The 16,484-nt window shown below is 71.5% G+C and carries 15 protein-coding genes; 7 read left to right on the top strand and 8 right to left on the bottom strand.

Features of this window, described 5'->3' with window-relative positions:
• Positions 1-34: 34 nt before the first annotated feature.
• A complete protein-coding gene (locus ACV530_RS08520; RefSeq protein WP_494331676.1) occupies positions 35-1,294 on the top strand; it encodes a M20 metallopeptidase family protein in 1,260 nt (419 codons plus the stop codon).
• A 42-nt stretch (positions 1,295-1,336) separates the two neighbouring features.
• Positions 1,337-2,170, top strand: a complete 834-nt coding sequence (locus tag ACV530_RS08515; RefSeq protein ID WP_494331675.1) for an SCO4651 family lipoprotein — start codon at positions 1,337-1,339, stop codon at positions 2,168-2,170.
• Here the strand turns inward: ACV530_RS08515 and ACV530_RS08510 are convergent.
• Positions 2,167-2,652, bottom strand: coding sequence for a cupin domain-containing protein (locus tag ACV530_RS08510; protein WP_494331674.1), 486 nt, complete (start codon positions 2,650-2,652; stop codon positions 2,167-2,169). The two genes, ACV530_RS08515 and ACV530_RS08510, sit on opposite strands and share 4 nt — an antisense overlap.
• A 108-nt stretch (positions 2,653-2,760) precedes the next feature.
• On the opposite strand from ACV530_RS08510, the gene ACV530_RS08505 reads away from it, so the two are divergent.
• Entirely contained in the window at positions 2,761-3,390 is a 630-nt protein-coding gene (locus tag ACV530_RS08505; RefSeq protein ID WP_494331673.1) for a TetR/AcrR family transcriptional regulator, read from the top strand.
• 58 nt (positions 3,391-3,448) lie between these two features.
• On the opposite strand, the gene ACV530_RS08500 is transcribed toward ACV530_RS08505, so the two are convergent.
• The 5 genes from ACV530_RS08500 to ACV530_RS08480 all read right to left on the bottom strand — a co-directional run bounded on the left by ACV530_RS08500 (position 3,449) and on the right by ACV530_RS08480 (position 7,062).
• The gene (locus tag ACV530_RS08500) at positions 3,449-4,522 is read right to left on the bottom strand and encodes a class I SAM-dependent methyltransferase (protein ID WP_494331672.1); all 1,074 of its coding nucleotides are present in this window, start codon (positions 4,520-4,522) and stop codon (positions 3,449-3,451) included.
• Between the two features lie 7 nt (positions 4,523-4,529).
• Entirely contained in the window at positions 4,530-5,423 is an 894-nt protein-coding gene (locus ACV530_RS08495; RefSeq protein WP_494331671.1) for an RNA polymerase sigma-70 factor, read from the bottom strand.
• Positions 5,420-5,980 carry a carboxymuconolactone decarboxylase family protein gene (locus tag ACV530_RS08490; RefSeq protein WP_494331670.1) on the bottom strand — a complete coding sequence of 187 codons (561 nt, stop codon included), beginning with the start codon at positions 5,978-5,980 and terminating at the stop codon, positions 5,420-5,422. Before ACV530_RS08490 ends, ACV530_RS08495 begins: the two co-directional genes overlap by 4 nt.
• A 75-nt stretch (positions 5,981-6,055) precedes the next feature.
• Positions 6,056-6,685 (bottom strand): LysE family translocator, encoded by a 630-nt coding sequence (locus tag ACV530_RS08485; RefSeq protein WP_494331669.1) that lies wholly within the window; start codon positions 6,683-6,685, stop codon positions 6,056-6,058.
• Positions 6,679-7,062 carry a MerR family transcriptional regulator gene (locus ACV530_RS08480; protein WP_494331785.1) on the bottom strand — a complete coding sequence of 128 codons (384 nt, stop codon included), beginning with the start codon at positions 7,060-7,062 and terminating at the stop codon, positions 6,679-6,681. The genes ACV530_RS08485 and ACV530_RS08480 overlap by 7 nt, the downstream gene beginning before the upstream one ends.
• Positions 7,063-7,122: 60 nt before the next feature.
• Between ACV530_RS08480 and ACV530_RS08475 the strand changes: the two genes are divergently transcribed.
• Both ACV530_RS08475 and ACV530_RS08470 read left to right on the top strand, forming a co-directional pair.
• Entirely contained in the window at positions 7,123-8,022 is a 900-nt protein-coding gene (locus ACV530_RS08475) for an NAD(P)-dependent oxidoreductase (protein ID WP_494331668.1), read from the top strand.
• Positions 8,023-8,143: 121 nt separating this feature from the next.
• Positions 8,144-10,954: a M4 family metallopeptidase gene (locus tag ACV530_RS08470; RefSeq protein WP_494331667.1), complete on the top strand. Its 2,811-nt coding sequence runs from the start codon at positions 8,144-8,146 to the stop codon at positions 10,952-10,954.
• A gap of 56 nt (positions 10,955-11,010) precedes the next feature.
• On the opposite strand, the gene ACV530_RS08465 is transcribed toward ACV530_RS08470, so the two are convergent.
• Positions 11,011-11,805 carry a lysozyme gene (locus ACV530_RS08465; protein ID WP_494331666.1) on the bottom strand — a complete coding sequence of 265 codons (795 nt, stop codon included), beginning with the start codon at positions 11,803-11,805 and terminating at the stop codon, positions 11,011-11,013.
• A gap of 154 nt (positions 11,806-11,959) precedes the next feature.
• On the opposite strand from ACV530_RS08465, the gene ACV530_RS08460 reads away from it, so the two are divergent.
• On the top strand, positions 11,960-12,424 hold the full coding sequence (locus tag ACV530_RS08460) for a MarR family winged helix-turn-helix transcriptional regulator (protein ID WP_494331665.1): 465 nt from the start codon (positions 11,960-11,962) through the stop codon (positions 12,422-12,424).
• Between the two features lie 239 nt (positions 12,425-12,663).
• On the opposite strand, the gene ACV530_RS08455 is transcribed toward ACV530_RS08460, so the two are convergent.
• Positions 12,664-13,446: a hypothetical protein gene (locus ACV530_RS08455; RefSeq protein ID WP_494331664.1), complete on the bottom strand. Its 783-nt coding sequence runs from the start codon at positions 13,444-13,446 to the stop codon at positions 12,664-12,666.
• 217 nt (positions 13,447-13,663) lie between these two features.
• On the opposite strand from ACV530_RS08455, the gene ACV530_RS08450 reads away from it, so the two are divergent.
• Positions 13,664-16,450, top strand: coding sequence for a sensor histidine kinase (locus ACV530_RS08450; protein WP_494331663.1), 2,787 nt, complete (start codon positions 13,664-13,666; stop codon positions 16,448-16,450).
• Positions 16,451-16,484 lie beyond the last annotated feature (34 nt).

The following is a 16,484-nucleotide window of genomic DNA, read 5'->3' as shown; positions in this document are numbered from 1 at the left end:
CTTGACCCCGATCGCTTCGACCGACGGGGGAACCATGAATCATCCAGCCGGAAACGCTCTCAGCCGCCGCACGCTGCTCGGCGGCGCAGCCGCAGCCATTGGGGCCGGAGTTGTGTGGGGTGCACCCGGGACGGCTGTTGCCGCAGGGCATGGTCAGAGAACCGTGGATGCCGAAGTGGCTCGGCTGGAGCGCTCGCTCGTCGCGTTGCGGCGCGACATTCACCGGCACCCCGAGGCGCCCGGGCAGGAGCAGCGAACCGCCGACGTGGTGGCGCGCAGGCTGCGGGCGGCCGGGCTGGAGGTCGTCACGGGGGTGGGCGGCGGGCACGGTGTGGTCGGGGTGTTGCGCGGGGCGCGGCCGGGGCGGACGGTCGCGTACCGGGCGGACATGGACGCGGTGCCGCCGGATTCGATCGTCGGCGGGGGAACGGCGACGGCGCACGTGTGCGGGCACGACATCCACACCACGGTGGGCGTCGGTGTCGCGCACGTACTGGCCAGCTTGCGGCGGCAGTTGAGCGGCACCGTGGTGTTTGTCTTCCAGCCCGCCGAGGAGAGTCTGGCCGGGGCGCGCGCGATGATCGATGCCGGGGTGCTGGAGAGCCACGGGGTCGAGGAGATCCATGCGCTGCACTGCGGGCCGTTCCCGGTGGGGCAGTTCGCCCTGACGCCGGGCTTCGGGCTGCCGGGGCAGGATCGTGCCGACATCACCCTGCAACGCCCGGAAGACGCTCAGCGGTTGGCGGACGAGATCGGTGCGCTCGCCACCGTGACCCAGCCGAAGACACCCGCCGAACTCGAGCAGATGGTCACCGACCTGCGGGCGCCCAACAGCCCGCTGGCCCGGTTCGTGGCGGTGCGGGCCATGGCACGGGATGCGCATGTGCGCGTGTCGTACCGCTGTTGGCCGGAGGAACGGTACGTGGAGGTGCGCGAGAACATCCGCCGGCTGGCCGCGAAGTACCCCGCATCCACCGTGAGTTTCCCCGCCGACCCGTTCCCGGCCATGGTCTGCCCCGAACGCGACGCCCAGGTCCTGGCCCGGCACCTGCGCCGTACGCTCGGGCGCGGCGCCGTCACCACGATGCACGCCACCATCCCCTTCAGCGGCGAGGACTTCGCCCTCTATCTGCGGCAGGTTCCCGGGACTTACACCTTCCTCGGCGTCCGCGCTCCCGGCGCGCCGGTCACGGCCGCTTACCCGCACTACCCGGACTTCACCCCGGACGAGCGGGCCATCGGCCTCGGTGTACGGGGGATGGCGGGCTGGATCGCCGAACGGGCGCGCGGCTGACCGGATGTACGATCGAAGGTCGTTCCGGATCTTGGGGGAGAAATGCGGCGTTCCGCTGTCCTTGTCAGCGCCCTTGCCGTCCTGCTGTGTTCGGCATGTTCCTCGGGGTCGGGGGGATCGGAGGGCAAGGAGAGCAAGTCATCACAGTCCGCCGCGGAGACATCCGCCGATCACGGGCGGGCGGTACGGGACGCGGTGGCCGCGACGTCGAAGACCGCGGCCCGTGTCGAGCAACGGGTCGAGGTGGGTGACGACAGCACCCCCGGCGCGGCCTTCACCGTGTCCGCCAAGGGCGGCTTCGACATGGCCCGCCGAAAGGGGAAGCTGGCCGTCAAACTCGAGGGCGGTGCGATGTCCGTTCCCCTCGAGGAGATTTTCGCCGACCGTACGGTGTACCTCCGGATGCCCGACGAGACCGTCGGCGACAATGCCTGGCGGTCGATCCCGCGGGACCAGGCCGAGGTGCACTACCTTCTCCGTTCACCCGTGAACGACCCCGAACACGTCCTGCACCAGGTGGCGCGAATGCGCAACGCCACGAAGGCCGGTGAGGAGAACGTGAACGGTGCGACGGCCGCGCACTACCGCGGCACGTTGGACTTCGACACGCTCACGCTCCGGATGGCGGCCGGCATGCGCGGCAAGCTCTCCCCCATGCGGCAGAAGCTGGGCGGGGAGATCCCCGTTGTCGCGGACGCCTGGGTCGACCGGAACGGGCGCGTCGTCCGTACGCGCTTCACCCTCAACATAGGGCAGGCGGGCGTCACGTCCACGATGAACCTGAAAGACCTCGGCAAGCCGGTAGCGGCCCCGGCCCTCCCGAAGGCCGCCGAGGCCGTACCGGCGAAGGCGATCAGAGGCCCGCTCCCGGGCTAGGCCTGGTCCAAGGTCATCGTGCCCGTGGTGTATCGCATGCCGTATTTCTCGCCGATGACGTTGACCTTCTCCAGGTCCATCGCGCCGTCGGCGGTCCTGATGGCGGGGCCGGCTGCGAAGACGTCCTCCATGAACCGGTCCCAGCCGCCCGGCGTGGAGATCTGCAGGGCCCGTGCCGGAGGCTGGGAGGCGTTGCGCATGGCATGCGGGACGCCGTGCGGCAGCAGCGCGCACATACCGGGCGTCAACCGGTATGTGCTGCCCTGGAAGTCGATCTCCATCTCGCCATCCAGGACATAGACGAACTCGTCCATCAACTCGTGCACATGGGGCGGAATATCGACGTCCAGGCGGTTCTCCAGGACGGCGAGCCGGCCTTCGCTGTCAGTGGTGGCGACCTTGACGCCGAAGCCGGGCGGCAACGGGACCCGGGTCTGCCGGGTCTCTCCGGGCTGTAGCAGGACAAAGCGGTCAGCGGACATGGCTGCTCCCTCCCTGTCGGCCGCGCGGGCCGAGTGGCGACTGCGTCTCACCCTACGCCTGAAACGGAGAAAATTCTCCGGTTGGCTTCGATCGCCTACGATCGCCATGTGACCCCCGAGCCACCCCTGCGCGCCGACGCCCAACGAAACCGGGAGAAGATCCTTGCCGCCGCCTGCGAACTCTTCCGGGAGCAGGGCACCGCAGTGGCACTCGACGACATCGCACGTCGCGCCGGAGTGGGCCCCGGCACCCTGTACCGTCGGTTCCCCGACCGTGACACGCTGATCCGGCAGGTCGTCATCGACGGCTTCGAAATCTGCCTGGCGGCCGTGGAAGCGGCCCATGAGGAACTCGCAGACCCAGCCGGGGCGTTGGGCCGTCTGTTCCTGCGGGTGATCGAACAGCGCGAACGCCTCGTACTCCCACTGGCCGGTGGCCCGGTCATACGCGATCCGCGGGTTCAGGAACTCCAACACACCATCCGCAACGCGGTGGAGGAGATCCTCGTGGCCGGCCGGGCTGCCGGTGTTGTGCGGGACGACATCACCGCGGAGGACCTGATTGCCGCCGCCGCCCTGGTCTGCCGCCCGATGCCGCACCTGCCGGCGGAAGTGAGCGCAGCTCTCGCCACCCGGCATGTCGCCGTCTACCTGCACGGGCTGCGCCCCGAAGGCGCCCTTCCGCTGCCGGTGGCCACTTCCTCCCCCGAGGACATCGGCCGACACGTCGCCATGTAACCGGGGCGGGTGTGCGCCGGGCGGTGCCGTGCGGCGATCCCGGCCGCCTGGCCATCTGTCAGAACAGCTCCAGACGGGCGTGCGTCGCGTCGTCGAACAGCTTCAGCAGCACCCGCCCGACGGGATGCGCGCCGGACAGGAACGCGCTGCGTCGCGCACGGACGACCAGAACGTCGTGGGAGTCGAGCAGATCGGAGAAGCCCCGATTCTCGATGATGTCCCACAGGGCGTCCAGGCTCCGGCCCTGCCAGTGGTGCAACGCCTCGTGGTTGACCGCGACGAGCGCCGCACGGAAGTCCATCAGTGACTCGACGGGGTGCTCCCGCACATCGACCAGCAGCTCGCTCTTCGCCACGGTGCCAGTACGGCTCCGCGCGAGGTAGAGCCCCGTCGTGGTCGTCAGCTCCACGCGCCCGCCGTGCGCGTCCACGACGCGGGCGACGTCCGTGAACAGTGCCTCGCGCGTGGCGTCCGGAAGCATCCGGCAGGCGGAGAGCGAGGTCAGCAGGTCGAGCAGGCCGGACGTGGAGCGTTCGTGCGCGGAGACGTACTCGCGGTAGACGGGGGCGGTGAAGCCGCTGTCGGCTTCCAGCTCCTCCGGGACCCAGTCGTCGTCGCGCGGGCGGGTCTCGAGGATGCCGTAATCCGGGAGTTCGGGCAGGTGGCGTTCGTGCACCGCGGTCAGGTCCTGGCGGATGGCGTCCGAGGTCACCAGCCAGTCGTTCCAGAACAGGGCGAGGGTCCCGCCCGGCACCAGCACGGACCGGGCGCGTGACCACCGCACCGCAGGGTCGACCCAGTGCCAGGCCTGGGCGGAGAGTACGAGGCCGAAGTGGTGCTCGGGGAGGTTCCCGGTCTCGAAGGACGTCTGCTCCACCCGCACAGTCGCGGTCGCGCAGTTGCGGGCCAGTATCGCGGCCATGCGCGGGTCCGGCTCGAGGCAGGTCAGCGGGATGCCGCGCGCGGCGAACGCGAGCGTGGCCTTGCCGGTGCCCGCGCCGACCTCCAGGGCGGCGGACACCGGGCCCGCGAAGTCCAGTACGTCGTCGACGAGTTGCTCCGGATAGCCCGGCCTCGCCGCGTCGTACTGTTCGGCGGCCTCTCCGAACACGGTGCGCCGATCGCGCTCCATGGCCTCATCACCCCTGTATATGGCGCAACTTGTCCGGGTTGCGGATGACTCGTACCGCCGCGATGCGGCCGTCGGCGACGTCGAAGCAGACCACAGAGTCCACTTCCCCGCTGTCCCTGAGGAACAGCATGCCCGGTGCGCCGTTGACCTCCACCGGACGGATCTCCATCGCGGGCAGCGACGGGTCCTTGGCCAGGACTCCCAGGGCGAACCGGGCCACCTTGTCCGCGCCGTGGAGCGGGCGCAGGGCGGCGCGGAGCTTGCCGCCGCCGTCGGTCCAGGCGGTGACGTCGGGGGCGAGGAGCTCCATCATGTGGTTGAGGTCGCCGCCCAGGCAGGCCGTCATGAACTCATCGGTGACCTGCTTGCGCGTCTCGGCGTCAGCGTCGAAGCGGGGCCGGCGGGCCTGGACATGGGACCGGGCGCGGTGGCCGGTCTGGCGTACGGACACCTCCGTGCGGCCGAGGGCCTCGGCGATCTCCTGGTACGAGAAGCCGAACACCTCCTTGAGCACGAAGACCGCCCGCTCCAGCGGGGACAGGCTCTCCAGGACGACGAGCATCGCGAGCGAGACGGATTCGGCCAACTCCGCACCTTCCGTGGCGTCCGGCATGGTCAGCAGGGGCTCGGGGAGCCAGGGGCCGACGTACGACTCGCGCTGCACGGCGGCCGAACCGAGGCGGTTCAGCGAGAGGTTGGTGACGGTACGGGCGAGGTACGCGCGGGGGCTGGTGACGGTGCCGGTGGCGGCCGTGCTCCATTTCAGCCAGGCGTCCTGGAGGATGTCCTCGGCATCGGCGACGCTGCCCAGCATGCGGTAGGCGATGCCGAACAGCATGCGCCGATGCGTTTCGAAGATGTCAGTGGCGGTGTCTGTTCTGTCCCCGAGGTGCTCCGTCATACCGCCGACGGTACGGCACAGTGGTCGGAGAACCCCTGGCCGGTCAGGCCGAAGGCGTGGTTCATGCGCGAGCGCAGGTTCTCGACCGCGACCATCCCGGTCAGTTCGACGAACGCGGGCTCGCCGAGCCGGCGGACGAGCTGCGACGCGAGCTCGTCCGTGACGGCCGGCGGGGTCTCGGTCATGGCCTCGGAGTACTCGAGGACGAGCCGCTCGAGCTCGGTGAAGGCCTCGGGCTCGTCGCGCCACGCCGGCACCTTGCGGATCTTCTCGAGCGAGAGGCCGAGCTCGTTCGCCTCCCAGTGGCCGAAGTCGATGCACCACGAGCAGCCGATCCTCACCGAGGAGGCCATCACCGCAAGGTGCTTGAGCCCCTTGTCGAGACTCCTGCACTTCGCCAGGCTCAGCTCGAAGACCGAGTCCGCGAGCATGAACCTGGGATTGTGCCCGAACGCCTTGAGCGGGTCGATGACCTTGCCGCCGTAGTTGCGCTTCGAGTACCGCTCGGCAAAGCGGTAGAGCAGAGTGCGCGGGGGGTTGAGCGAAATGCGGGCCATGGTCCTGTCTCCTGGTCGGTGGTGGTGCCGTCATCAGGTGGGACAGGGCAGGGCCCGCAGATGTGACATGCCGCCTCAGCCCTCCACGGCCATGCGCACCCCGAGGGCCAGCAGCACTCCGCCGGAGATCTGCTCGAGGCGCCTGCGCACCGAGCTCCGGGAGATGACCTTCCGCAGCCGGGCCACGAACCATACGTACAGCCCGTAGTAGCCCACCTCGAACAGTGCCCATATCGCCGCCAGGCCGGTCATCGTGGCCAGGTGAGGGGCACCCTCGGGTACGAACTGGGGGAGGAAGGACATCGCGAACACCGCCGCCTTGGGGTTGGCGAGGTTCGACAGCAGGCCCGCGCGGTAGAAGCTCCACCCCGAGCGCTCCGGCTCGGTCCCGTTCCCGTTCTGCGATTCCGGTTCGGTCTTGGCGCGCCGGGTGTCCCAGAGGGTCTTGGCGCCGAGGAAGACCAGGACCGCGGCGCCGGTGATCCGCATGATGTCGTACGCCAGTTGGGAGGCCTGGAGCAGGGCGGTGAGGCCGAGGGCGGCGGCGATGCCCCAGATGAAAACGCCGCTCTCGTTGCCCAGGACGGTGAGGAAACCGGCGCGCTTGCTGCGCAGTGACTGGCGGATGATGAGCATGGTGCCGGGCCCGGGCGAGGCGGCTATCACGAGGCAGGCGCCCAGGAAGGCGGCGAGGGTGCTCAGCACGGGACCACCTCCGCGGTGGCGGCCCGCTCGGCGGACCGGTCGATGAGGTCCTGCAACAGACCGAGCGCGTCCTGGAGTTCGCGGATGGAACCGCTGATGCGGTCCCGTTCCTTGAGCACGCCTTCGGTCAGCTCCGAGCAGGGGGCCAGCACCAGTCCGTCCTCGTCGGTCGTGCAGGGCAGCACCTCGGCGATGACCGTGGTGCCCAGGCCGGCGGTGAGCAGGGTGCGGACGTTGCGCACGGTGCGTATGTCGGACTCGCTGTATTCGCGGTAACCGCTGGTCAGGCGCTCGGGCTTGAGGAGCCCCTGTTCCTCGTAGTAGCGCAGGGCGCGTTGGCTGATGCCGGTACGGCGGGACAGTTCTCCGATGCGCAAGGTGACCCCGATCACGAGCGGTTGACCTTCACGCCGACGTGAAGGTTTAGCTTCGCCAGCATGACGATCAACAACGGGAACGGCAATGAAATTGATCGCGCACCGGTGACGGTCCTCGGGCTCGGGCCCATGGGCCGGGCGCTGGCCGGTGCGCTGCTCGCGGCGGGTCACCCCACCACCGTGTGGAACCGCTCGGCGGGAAAGGCGGACGAACTGGTCGAGCGGGGCGCGGTCCTCGCGGGGACGGCGGAGGAGGCCGTACTGGCAAGCCCATTGGTGATCGTGTGCGTGATCGACTACGACGCCGTGCACGCGATCCTCGACCCCCTGGCCGAAGGTGCCCTGCGCGGCCGGACGGTGGTGAACCTCACCGCCGACTCGCCGCAGCGCGCCCGGGAGGCGGCGGAGTGGGCCGCCGGGCACGGCATCGGCTACCTCGACGGTTCGATCATGACCCCGACCCCGACCATCGGCACGGACGCGGCCGTCGTCCTCTACAGCGGACCGAAGGACCTCTACGAGACGCACCGCCCGACGCTCGCACACCTGGGCGGCACCGCCGACCACCTCGGCACGGACCCGGGCCGGGCGGCGGCGTACGACGTGGCGCTGCTCGACCTCTTCTGGACGACGATGAGCGGCTACGTCCACGCGCTGGCCATGGCCCGCGCGGAGAACGTCACGGCCGCCGAACTCGCGCCGTACGCCCAGGGGATCGTGGGCCTGATGTCCGGCATCATCCCGGCCTACGCGAAGCAGGTGGACGAGGGCAGCCACCCGGGCGACCAGTCCGCGATCCTCTCCGCCGCGGCGGGCATCGAGCACATCGTCCACGCCGCCGAGGCGCGCGGCATCGACGCGGGCATGCTCAGGGCGGCGCATGCGGCCGCCCGCCGGGCGATCGACGCGGGGCGGGGGAGCGACAGCTTCTCGCGGCTGGTCGAGGTCTTCGGCGGCTGAGGCGGCTGAAAGTCGACTGTCGACTCCTTGGCACCGTTGAGTAGTTAACACATCACCGCTTGCATTGCTCTGCCCAAAACTCTTCCGGATTCAGGCGTGTCAGTGCCATGAAGGGGATGCCTTGCGTAAGTCCAGAGCACAGAGCGGGATAACCGGTGCGGCGGCGCTTCTCGGCGCCGCCGCACTCGTCGTCGGTGTCGCTCCGGCGGCGCCCGCCGCATCCGCCCCGGGACCTGTGGAGGTGATCCCGGGGAAGGGAACGGCAACCCCCGCCCTGGTCGGCGGGATTCGCGAGTCGGTGACAGCCGGGGGGAGCGCGGCCGACGCGGCGCGCGGGCACCTGGCGGACAAGGAGAGCCGCTACCGCATCGCGAACCCGGGCCGCGACCTGAAGCCCGTGCAGACGCTGGCCGTCGGCGACACGGAGACCGTCCGGCTCCAGCAGAAGTACCGCGGTGTCGACGTCCTCGGCGGCCAGTACGTCGTGCGGATGGAGAAGAAGGACGGCAAGCGGGTCGTCACCGGCACGTCCGGCCGCTACTTCACCGCCCTGAAGGCCGACATCAAGGCCGATGTCAGCGAGGCCACGGCCGTTCGCCGGGCGGTCGCCGCCACGGCGGCGCAGCTGGGCGGCGCGACGCTGGGCAAGAAGGACGTCGTCCCGTCCAAGGGGTCGAAGACCGCGGCGGCCAAGGCGCTCACCGGCACCGCGCGCGGCCTGGTGGTCCTGCCCCGGGGTGCGGGCGTGCTCACGCACCACGTGACCGTACGCGGCACGGACCCGGCCACCGGCGCGCCGGTGCTGCGCGAGGTGTACGTCGACGCCCGGGCCGGCTTCCCGGTGCTGCAGTACAGCGGTATCAAGACGTTCGCCGGGCCGTCCAACGCGCCGTCGGGCGCTGCCCGTACGGGCGGGCAGAGTGCTCCGGCAGCCGCGGCGGCCGGTGACACCCCCGGCGTCACGGGCTCCGGCGTGAAGTACGACGGGCAGACGGTCGGCCTCGGCCTGGAGCTGGACGCGTCGCGGGGCGAGTACGTCATGCGCGATCACGCGCACATGGCGGCCACCTCGAAGAACCTGATCGCCACGTGGGACGCGCGCAGCAAGACCGTCAGCGATGTGTCCGGACGCTGGCCGGACGGTATCAAGGAGTTCGGCTCGAAGACGCCCGCGTTCGGCAAGGACGCCACCGAGTCGGGCGCGGTCGACGCGCACTGGGCGGCGGGGCAGGTCTACGACTACTACAAGACCATGCACCAGCGGGACAGCCTCGACGGCCACGGCATGACCATCAACTCCCTCGTCGGCGTGAGCGACTTCGGGATGCCGTACGTCAACGCCTTCTGGGACGGCACCAAGATGGTGTACGGCGGGGGCGACAAGGAGTACCGCACGCTGTCCGCCGCCCTCGACGTCGTGGGCCACGAGATGACGCACGGCGTGGTCGAGAACTCCGCGAACCTCGTCTACGCGGGCCAGTCCGGCGCGCTGAACGAGGCGCTCGCCGACTACTTCGGCAGCGCGATCAGGGTGAACGCCCACGGCATCTCCATGGACGACCCGGACTCCGGGCTGCTGGGCGGCGCGCTGTGCCGGACGAAGTCCGCGCGCGAGTGCGCCTTCCGCGACCTGAACGACGGCAGGACGACGTCCAAGAGCTTCCTCGGCGTGGGCTTCGGCACGGACAACGGCGGTGTCCACCTCAACTCCACGATCTTCTCCGGTGCGTTGTGGGACATGCGCAAGGACCTGGGCCCCACGCTCGCCGACAAGATCGTCTACAAGGCGCTGACGCAGTACATGACCCCGCTGGACGGCTTCACCGAGGGCCGTAACGCGGTCATCGCCGCGGCGGCCGACCTCAGGGTCTCGGCGCGGGCGCAGAACGCCGTCAAGCGCGACTTCAACGCCCATGGCATCGTGCCGGACTGGGAGCTCGCCCTCGGAGTGGACTCCGACCAGCTGCTCGGCCGCCTCAACACCACCGACTCGGCCGTCGGCGCGGGCGGCGGCTGGTGGGCCGCGGCCAAGTCGAACGACGACGGCACCGAGGCGTACTCGGTCTGGGCGGGCCACACCAACGGCACCGGCACGCCCAAGCTCATCAGCCCCAACGACGGCCGCTACCACGTGAATCCGGCGACCGACGGCAAGACCGTGGTGTGGATCGCGTACGACGCCAAGGGCATCGACGTCCTGTCGCGGCCGCTCGCGGGCGGGCCGATCAAGAAGCTGTACTCGTCGACGGCGGGCATCACCAAGGTGCGGGTGTCGGACCGGGCGGTCGTCTTCGAGGTGTCGGAGCCCTTCGGCGGACGGCACGTGGCGTACCTGCGCACGGGCGACAAGGCCCCGACCTTCGTGGACGGCGGGCGCGACGAGCAGTCCTCCGCGCTGCCGTCGCTGAGCGGTGAGCGGATCGCGTACGCCAAGTCCTACCCCGAGGGCGACGGCTACCGCTTCGGCACCGAGGTCCTGGACCTGAAGACGGGCAAGAAGACGCTGATGGCCCAGGTCGGCACGCCTTCGGGCATCGGCCAGACCGGCATCGGCCACAAGTACGTCTTCTGGCTGGCCGACAAGGACGACAAGGGCACGATGGCCGTCCGCCGCGCGAACCTCGACGGCACGGACGCGGTGGACCTCGGCAAGGACACGCGCGCCGCCGCGCTGCACCCCTTCGACCTCACCGCGACCGAGGACGCCGTGACGGTCACCTCCGAGGTGCCGGACGTGACCTACCGCAACGAGTCGATGGCCAAGCTGTGGCAGTTCAGCGTGGACGGCTCCCGTCTCGGCCGGGTCTCCTGCAACCGCGGTGAGCAGCTCTCCGCGGCGGCCGTGAGCGGCCGGCAGGTGGTGTGGATCGACAGCACGACCGGTTACAGCGACCTGGTGACCCGTACCCGCCCGGCGGGCAACTGCGGCTGATCTGTGATCTGTTGATGTGCCCCGGCGCGCCGATGCTGCGCGCCGGGGCACAGTCGTCATCCGTGCGCGAGTGCCTTGAGGCGGGCGTACGAGCCGTTGAAGCGGTCGCGGTCGCCGACCACCGGGCCGGTGTCCGTGTACTGCCACACGGTGTGGAACCGCCAGCCCGCCGGGAGCGGGCCGGGCGAGGAGCCGTAGCGCGGGATCCACAGCGGGTTGGCCGAGCCGAAGCCGGCGTTGTTGCCGGTGCACTTCTTCCACCAGTCGGTGGTCGTGTAGATGACCGCGTCCCGGCCGGTGAGCTTGCGGTACGTGGCGAAGAAGTCCGCGACCCAGTCGGTCAGGTCGTCGGCGCTCATGCCGTAGCAGGTGTCCCCGTAGGGGTTGTACTCCAGATCCAGCACGCCGGGCAGCGTCCTGCCGTCGGCGGACCAGCCGCCGCCGTGCGCGACGAACCAGTTCGCCTGGTCCGATCCGCTCGAGTTGTCCGGCAGGGCGAAGTGGTACGCGCCGCGGATCATGCCGGTGCCGTACGAGCCGTCGTACTGCTGGGTGAAGTACGGGTTGGTGTAGCTCGTGCCCTCGGTGGCCTTGACCCAGGCGAACCGGGCGCCGGAGTCCCACAGGTCCGACCAGGGGACGTTGCCGTTGTGGCTGCTGACGTCCACGCCCTCGACGGAGGCCGCGACCGGGTTGCCGGGCCGGCCGCCGTGGCCGCCGCCCTCGTGGGCACGGACGGTGGACCCCATCCAGTCGTGGCCGGGGTGGAAGTTGTCCCCTGCCCGGGCGGTGGTGGAGAGGGCGAGGAGGAGGGGCAGTAAGAGGACGGGCAGTAAGCGGTACGCGCGCATGGAGTGCCTCCGGTTCGGTGGGGGAGGAGGTCGGGCCAATGGCGTGGTCATGACATGAATACCCGGAATACCCGTGTGCGGTGCTGTTCCTGGCCTTGACGTGAGAAATACTGGCGGGGAAGTTTTGGCAGCGGGACAGCAGAAGAGGGCCCACGTGCAGCAGAAGAGCACTCCGCCGTCCGGGGCGGGCAACGAGTTCCTGGCCCTTGAGCGCGAGCTGGCGGTGTTCCTGCGGCGAGCGCGTGCGTCGTCCGGCGAGATGGCGCGTGAGGTCCATCCAGAGCTGGAGGCGGCCGCGTACGGTCTGCTCGTGCGGCTCGAGGACGTGGGCGCGCAGCGGGCGACGGACCTTGCGTGCTACTTCGGGGTGGGCAAGGCGACGATGAGCCGGCAGTTGCGGGCGCTGGGCGAGCTGGGCCTGGTGGCCCGCACGCCCGATCCCGCGGACGGTCGCGCCTCGCTGGTCGAGCTCACGGATGAAGGGCGTGTGCGCTTCACGCGCGTGCGGGATGCGCGGCGCGCGCAGTACGTCCGCAAGCTCGCGGACTGGGACCGCGGGGAAATCGCGGAGCTCGCGCGGCTGCTGCACCGCCTGAACGTGTCGGCCGCCCGCCCGTAGGGAGGTCGCCCCGGCCCCACCCTTTCACCGTTTCCCGGGACTCCGCCCCCGGACCCCGCTTGTCGCGGCTTCGCCGCTCGTCCTCAATCGCCGGACGGGCTAAAAGTCAGCCCGTCCGGCGTTTGAGGACAACCGCGCGGAGCGCGGTTTCGGGGGCCCGGGGGCGTAGCCCCCGAAGCGGGGTCCGGGGGCGAAGCCCCGGGGAACGGTGGAAGGGCGGGACCGGGGCACCCTCCCCCTCACAGCTCCACGTACACCACCGCCGCATCGTCACGCGTCTTCCCCCGGCGGAAGGCAACCCGCCCCGGATCCGCCGCCTCGGCGACCCGCACGCGGTCGATCAGCCCATCCGGGCCCCCCTTCGCCAGAAGGGCCACGCACTCCGTCCAGTCGCCCTCCCCGAACACCTCCACCCACCGCGAAGCCCCATCGCTGAGCGCGGCCAGCGCCCGCACGTCCCCGCGCGGCACCGCGCCGACGACCGCGTGCCGCGCGACGGACGGATCCGCGGCGGCCGTGAAGAAGCCGCCCTCCGCATTGCGCTGGGCGTCCGTCACGGGCCCCAGCGCGGCCAGCCGCCCGATGCGGTCGTCGAGCACGGGCGTCGTCACCCCACCCGCACCCGCCGCACCCGCGAGCAACAGCACGGAGTCGGACAGCACCAGATACTCCACCCGCTCCGCGTCCCAGCGGGCGAGGACGACGGTCGCCTGCGGCGTGCGGCGGTGAGCAAGGTCACACGTCGCGGCGTGGCCGCGAGCCGTACGGGCGATTGCGTCGGACAGGCACTCCCGCAGCGTCATGTCCTGCCGCGCCGCGCACAGTTCGACGAGCGCACCGCCGAGCCGCGCCGTGAACCAGGGAACGTCGTGCGTACAGCCGGTGCCGCCGGAAGGCGGCGGCGTCACGCCGTCCAGCAGCACGATCGCGCCACCCTGCCCCGAAGTGGGCAGGACCGCCGACACGAAGTCCTCGTTGGGCCGTTCGGGATCGCCCGCCAGCGTGGAGAGTTCGATGCGCATGGGGCCAGTGTGCACGAACCCTGATTTCAGAGCGTGTTGGCGCGCATCCTTCCGGCGGGCCCGGCGGTTTACCTGGTGGCGGTCGCCGGTGGGTCATTCCACGCCGCCGGGCCACTCCTTCGAGTGGCCCGGCGAACGAAGCGCGAACGCCGCGCAGAGGTGCTGAAAAGGTCACATCGGCACCAGGGGTGGGTACGGACGAGAATGGTGAGCACCGGTGCGGAAGAAGCGGCTTCGGGGCGGGCAGCGCGAGCAGCAGGCGGCGGGAGTGCCGGAGCGCACCGCTCGCGTACGCAACCGGCTCATCGCCGCCGTGGCCGTCGTCTCGCTCACGGTGCTCGGCGCCGGAGCGCTCGGCCTCGCCGACGCCGTACGCGACGTCAACGACTCCGAGCGGCTCATGCCGTTCGCGAAGACCGCCGCAGGCGCGGTCTCCCTCGCCCACACGCTCTCCGACGAGCGCGACGCGATGACGGAGTACGTGGCGGCCGGACGCGGCAGCGTCCCTGCCGAGCTCACGATGCGACGCGCCCAAGTGGACCGCAAGCTGCGGGCGTTCACCGCCGCCCCGGCCACCCGCGCCTCCCTCCCCGCCGCCGTGCGCGTCAAGCTCGACGGCCTCGCCGAGGCGCGGCGCAGGGCGCTGGCCGGGCCCGGCGAGCCGCTCGCCGTGTTCACCGTCTACACCGCCACCGTCCAGGCACTGCACGGCGTGGCCGGCACCCTCGCCCTACGGCTGTCGCCGCGGGCGGGCGCGGCCGACGCCGCCGCCGTGGCGCTGCTCGGCCGCGCCGTGGAGGAGGCGTCCGCGACCCGCGGCCTGTACCTCGGCGCGCTCGCCGCCCACGGCACGCGGCCCGAACTCGACGCCGCCGCCCAGCAGACGGCCTTCCGGGAACAGGCGGCGCTCGCCGACTTCGCCCAGCTGGCACCGGCCAAGGCCCGCGACGCCTACGCGAGTACGGTCACCGGTCCCGATGTCACCGCGGCCGACGCCCAGTTGGTGCGAATCACGGCACGCCAGCCGCAAGGCCAAGGCGCCACGGACGCCGAGTCCGTCCGCAAGGCGCTCACCGCCCGGCTCGACCTGATGCGCGGCGTCGAATCCGCCCTCGCCACCGCCGAGTCCGCGCACCTGGCGCGGGTCCGCGACCGGGACGTCACCGCGCTCGAGGCGCGCTGCGCGCTCGCCGTGCTCTGCTTCCTCGTCGCCCTGGCGGCCGGGATCCAGTCCGCCCGCTCCATGACCCGCCCGCTCGCCGCCCTGCGGCTCGGCGCCCGCCGGGTCTGCGCGGATCCGGTGTCGCGGGACCCGGTGTCGTTCAAGGGGCGCGACGACGAGTTCGCCGAAGTCGCCCGGTCCGTCAATGTGTTGCACGGCACGGTCGTCCGCCAGCGGGAGCGCATCGCGCTCCTCGAGGGCGAGCGCACCCGCCTCGACGGCGCACGCCAGGACCTCGCCGACGAGCGCGACGCGCTGCGCGTCCGCGACCAGGAGCTCAGCGCACGCCTGGCCGGGCTCACCGGCCAGGCGCACACCACCTGCGCCAGCCTCTCGCTGCGCACCCTCGGACTGGTCGAGCGGCAGCTGACCGTCATCGAGGCCCTGGAGGCCCACGAGGCCGACCCCGACCGCCTCGAAGTGCTTTTCAAGCTCGACCACTTGGCCACCCGGATGCGCCGCCACAGCGAGAACCTCCTGGTCCTCGCGGGGGCGGAGGCGGGCGGCGGGCATGTGGGGCCCGTCTCCCTGCTCGACGTCCTGCGCGCGGCCGTCAGCGAGATCGACCGCTACGAGCGGGTGCGCATCCACTCGCTGCCCGCCCGCGCGCAGGTCGCCGGGTTCGCGGCGGACGACGTCAGCCACCTGGTGGCCGAACTGCTCGAGAACGCGACCGTGTTCTCGCCGCCCGACGTGCAGGTGCAGGTCTCCGGCTGGCTGCTGGAGAACGGCGACGTGATGCTCTCCGTCCAGGACGAGGGCATCGGCATGGCCCCCGACCGCCTCGACGAGCTCAACTCCCTGCTGGCGCAGGAGGACCCGGAGCCGAAGAGGGGTGTGGTGGGGCGGGAGGAGCCCGGTGACGACGCCGTGATGGGGCTCGGGCTGTACGTGGTGGCGCGGCTGGCGGCCCGGCACGGGGTGCGCGTCCAGCTGCGCGAGCAGCGGCCCGGCGGGATCACGGCCGTCGTGGTGCTGCCCGCCCGTCTGCTGCCCGCCGAGCCCCCGGCCGCCGCCGCTCCCTCGTCCGCCCCGCCCGAGGCGGGCGGGACCGTACCGCCCGCCCGGTTCCCGGGGGCGGTCGCCGAGTCCAACTCGCACGTACTGCAAGGGCGTGCGCGCCGTACGTCCAGCGTCGGCCCCCGGCCCGCACCGCCCGGCGTGCAGCAGGACGACCCGACCATCGAGCTGATCCTGCCGTCCGAGATGCGGCCCCCGCTGGGCCGCCACGCCCGCCCCCCGGCCCCGCGCCGCCAGGCGCCCGCGAAGGCGCCGAGCCCCGCGCCGGAGCGCCCGGCATCGCAGCGCCCGGCACCCGCGCGTCCGGCACCGGAACGCCCCGCGTCCGAGCACCCCGCACCGGAGCGTCCTGTGCCCGAGAGCCCGGCATCGCAGCGCCCCGCACCGGAGCACCCGGTACCGCAGCACCCCGCACCGCAGCACCCCGCGTCCGAGCGCCCCGCGCCCGCGCCGCGTCCCGGGTCGCCCCCGCAGTCCCCGCAGCCCGCGCCGCGGCCTGCGCGGCCCGGCGGCGTCACCGGCACGGGCCTGCCCAAGCGGACCCCCACCCCGCGGCCGCTCGCACAGAAGCCCCCCGAGCGGAGCGTGCGCAAGGGCGTGGACGCGGACGCGTTGCGGCGCAAGCTCGCCGGGTTCCAGCAGGGAGCGCGCGACGGACGGCGCGACGTGGAGGCGGAGTTGACCGGATGTGACAGTGGCAGTGATCAGCGCCGAGCGGGGGCGCTGGACGAGGGTGGCAATGTCGAGGAGGCACGCGGTTGACTGCAATTTCCCGGGGGGCGACCCCCGTCACCCC

It is taken from the genome of Streptomyces sp. SX-6, assembly GCF_059089585.1.
This window is presented reverse-complemented; position numbering and strand designations above follow the sequence as displayed.

What these genes read in the sequence shown, in the direction of transcription:
- ACV530_RS08520 (WP_494331676.1), top strand. Translation starts at nt 35, where the DNA reads ATGAATCATCCAGCCGGAAACGCTCTCAGCCGCCGCACGCTGCTCGGC.
- ACV530_RS08515 (WP_494331675.1), top strand. Translation starts at nt 1,337, where the DNA reads ATGCGGCGTTCCGCTGTCCTTGTCAGCGCCCTTGCCGTCCTGCTGTGT.
- ACV530_RS08510 (WP_494331674.1), bottom strand. Translation starts at nt 2,652, where the DNA reads ATGTCCGCTGACCGCTTTGTCCTGCTACAGCCCGGAGAGACCCGGCAG.
- ACV530_RS08500 (WP_494331672.1), bottom strand. Translation starts at nt 4,522, where the DNA reads ATGGAGCGCGATCGGCGCACCGTGTTCGGAGAGGCCGCCGAACAGTAC.
- ACV530_RS08495 (WP_494331671.1), bottom strand. Translation starts at nt 5,423, where the DNA reads ATGACGGAGCACCTCGGGGACAGAACAGACACCGCCACTGACATCTTC.
- ACV530_RS08490 (WP_494331670.1), bottom strand. Translation starts at nt 5,980, where the DNA reads ATGGCCCGCATTTCGCTCAACCCCCCGCGCACTCTGCTCTACCGCTTT.
- ACV530_RS08475 (WP_494331668.1), top strand. Translation starts at nt 7,123, where the DNA reads ATGACGATCAACAACGGGAACGGCAATGAAATTGATCGCGCACCGGTG.
- ACV530_RS08465 (WP_494331666.1), bottom strand. Translation starts at nt 11,805, where the DNA reads ATGCGCGCGTACCGCTTACTGCCCGTCCTCTTACTGCCCCTCCTCCTC.
- ACV530_RS08455 (WP_494331664.1), bottom strand. Translation starts at nt 13,446, where the DNA reads ATGCGCATCGAACTCTCCACGCTGGCGGGCGATCCCGAACGGCCCAAC.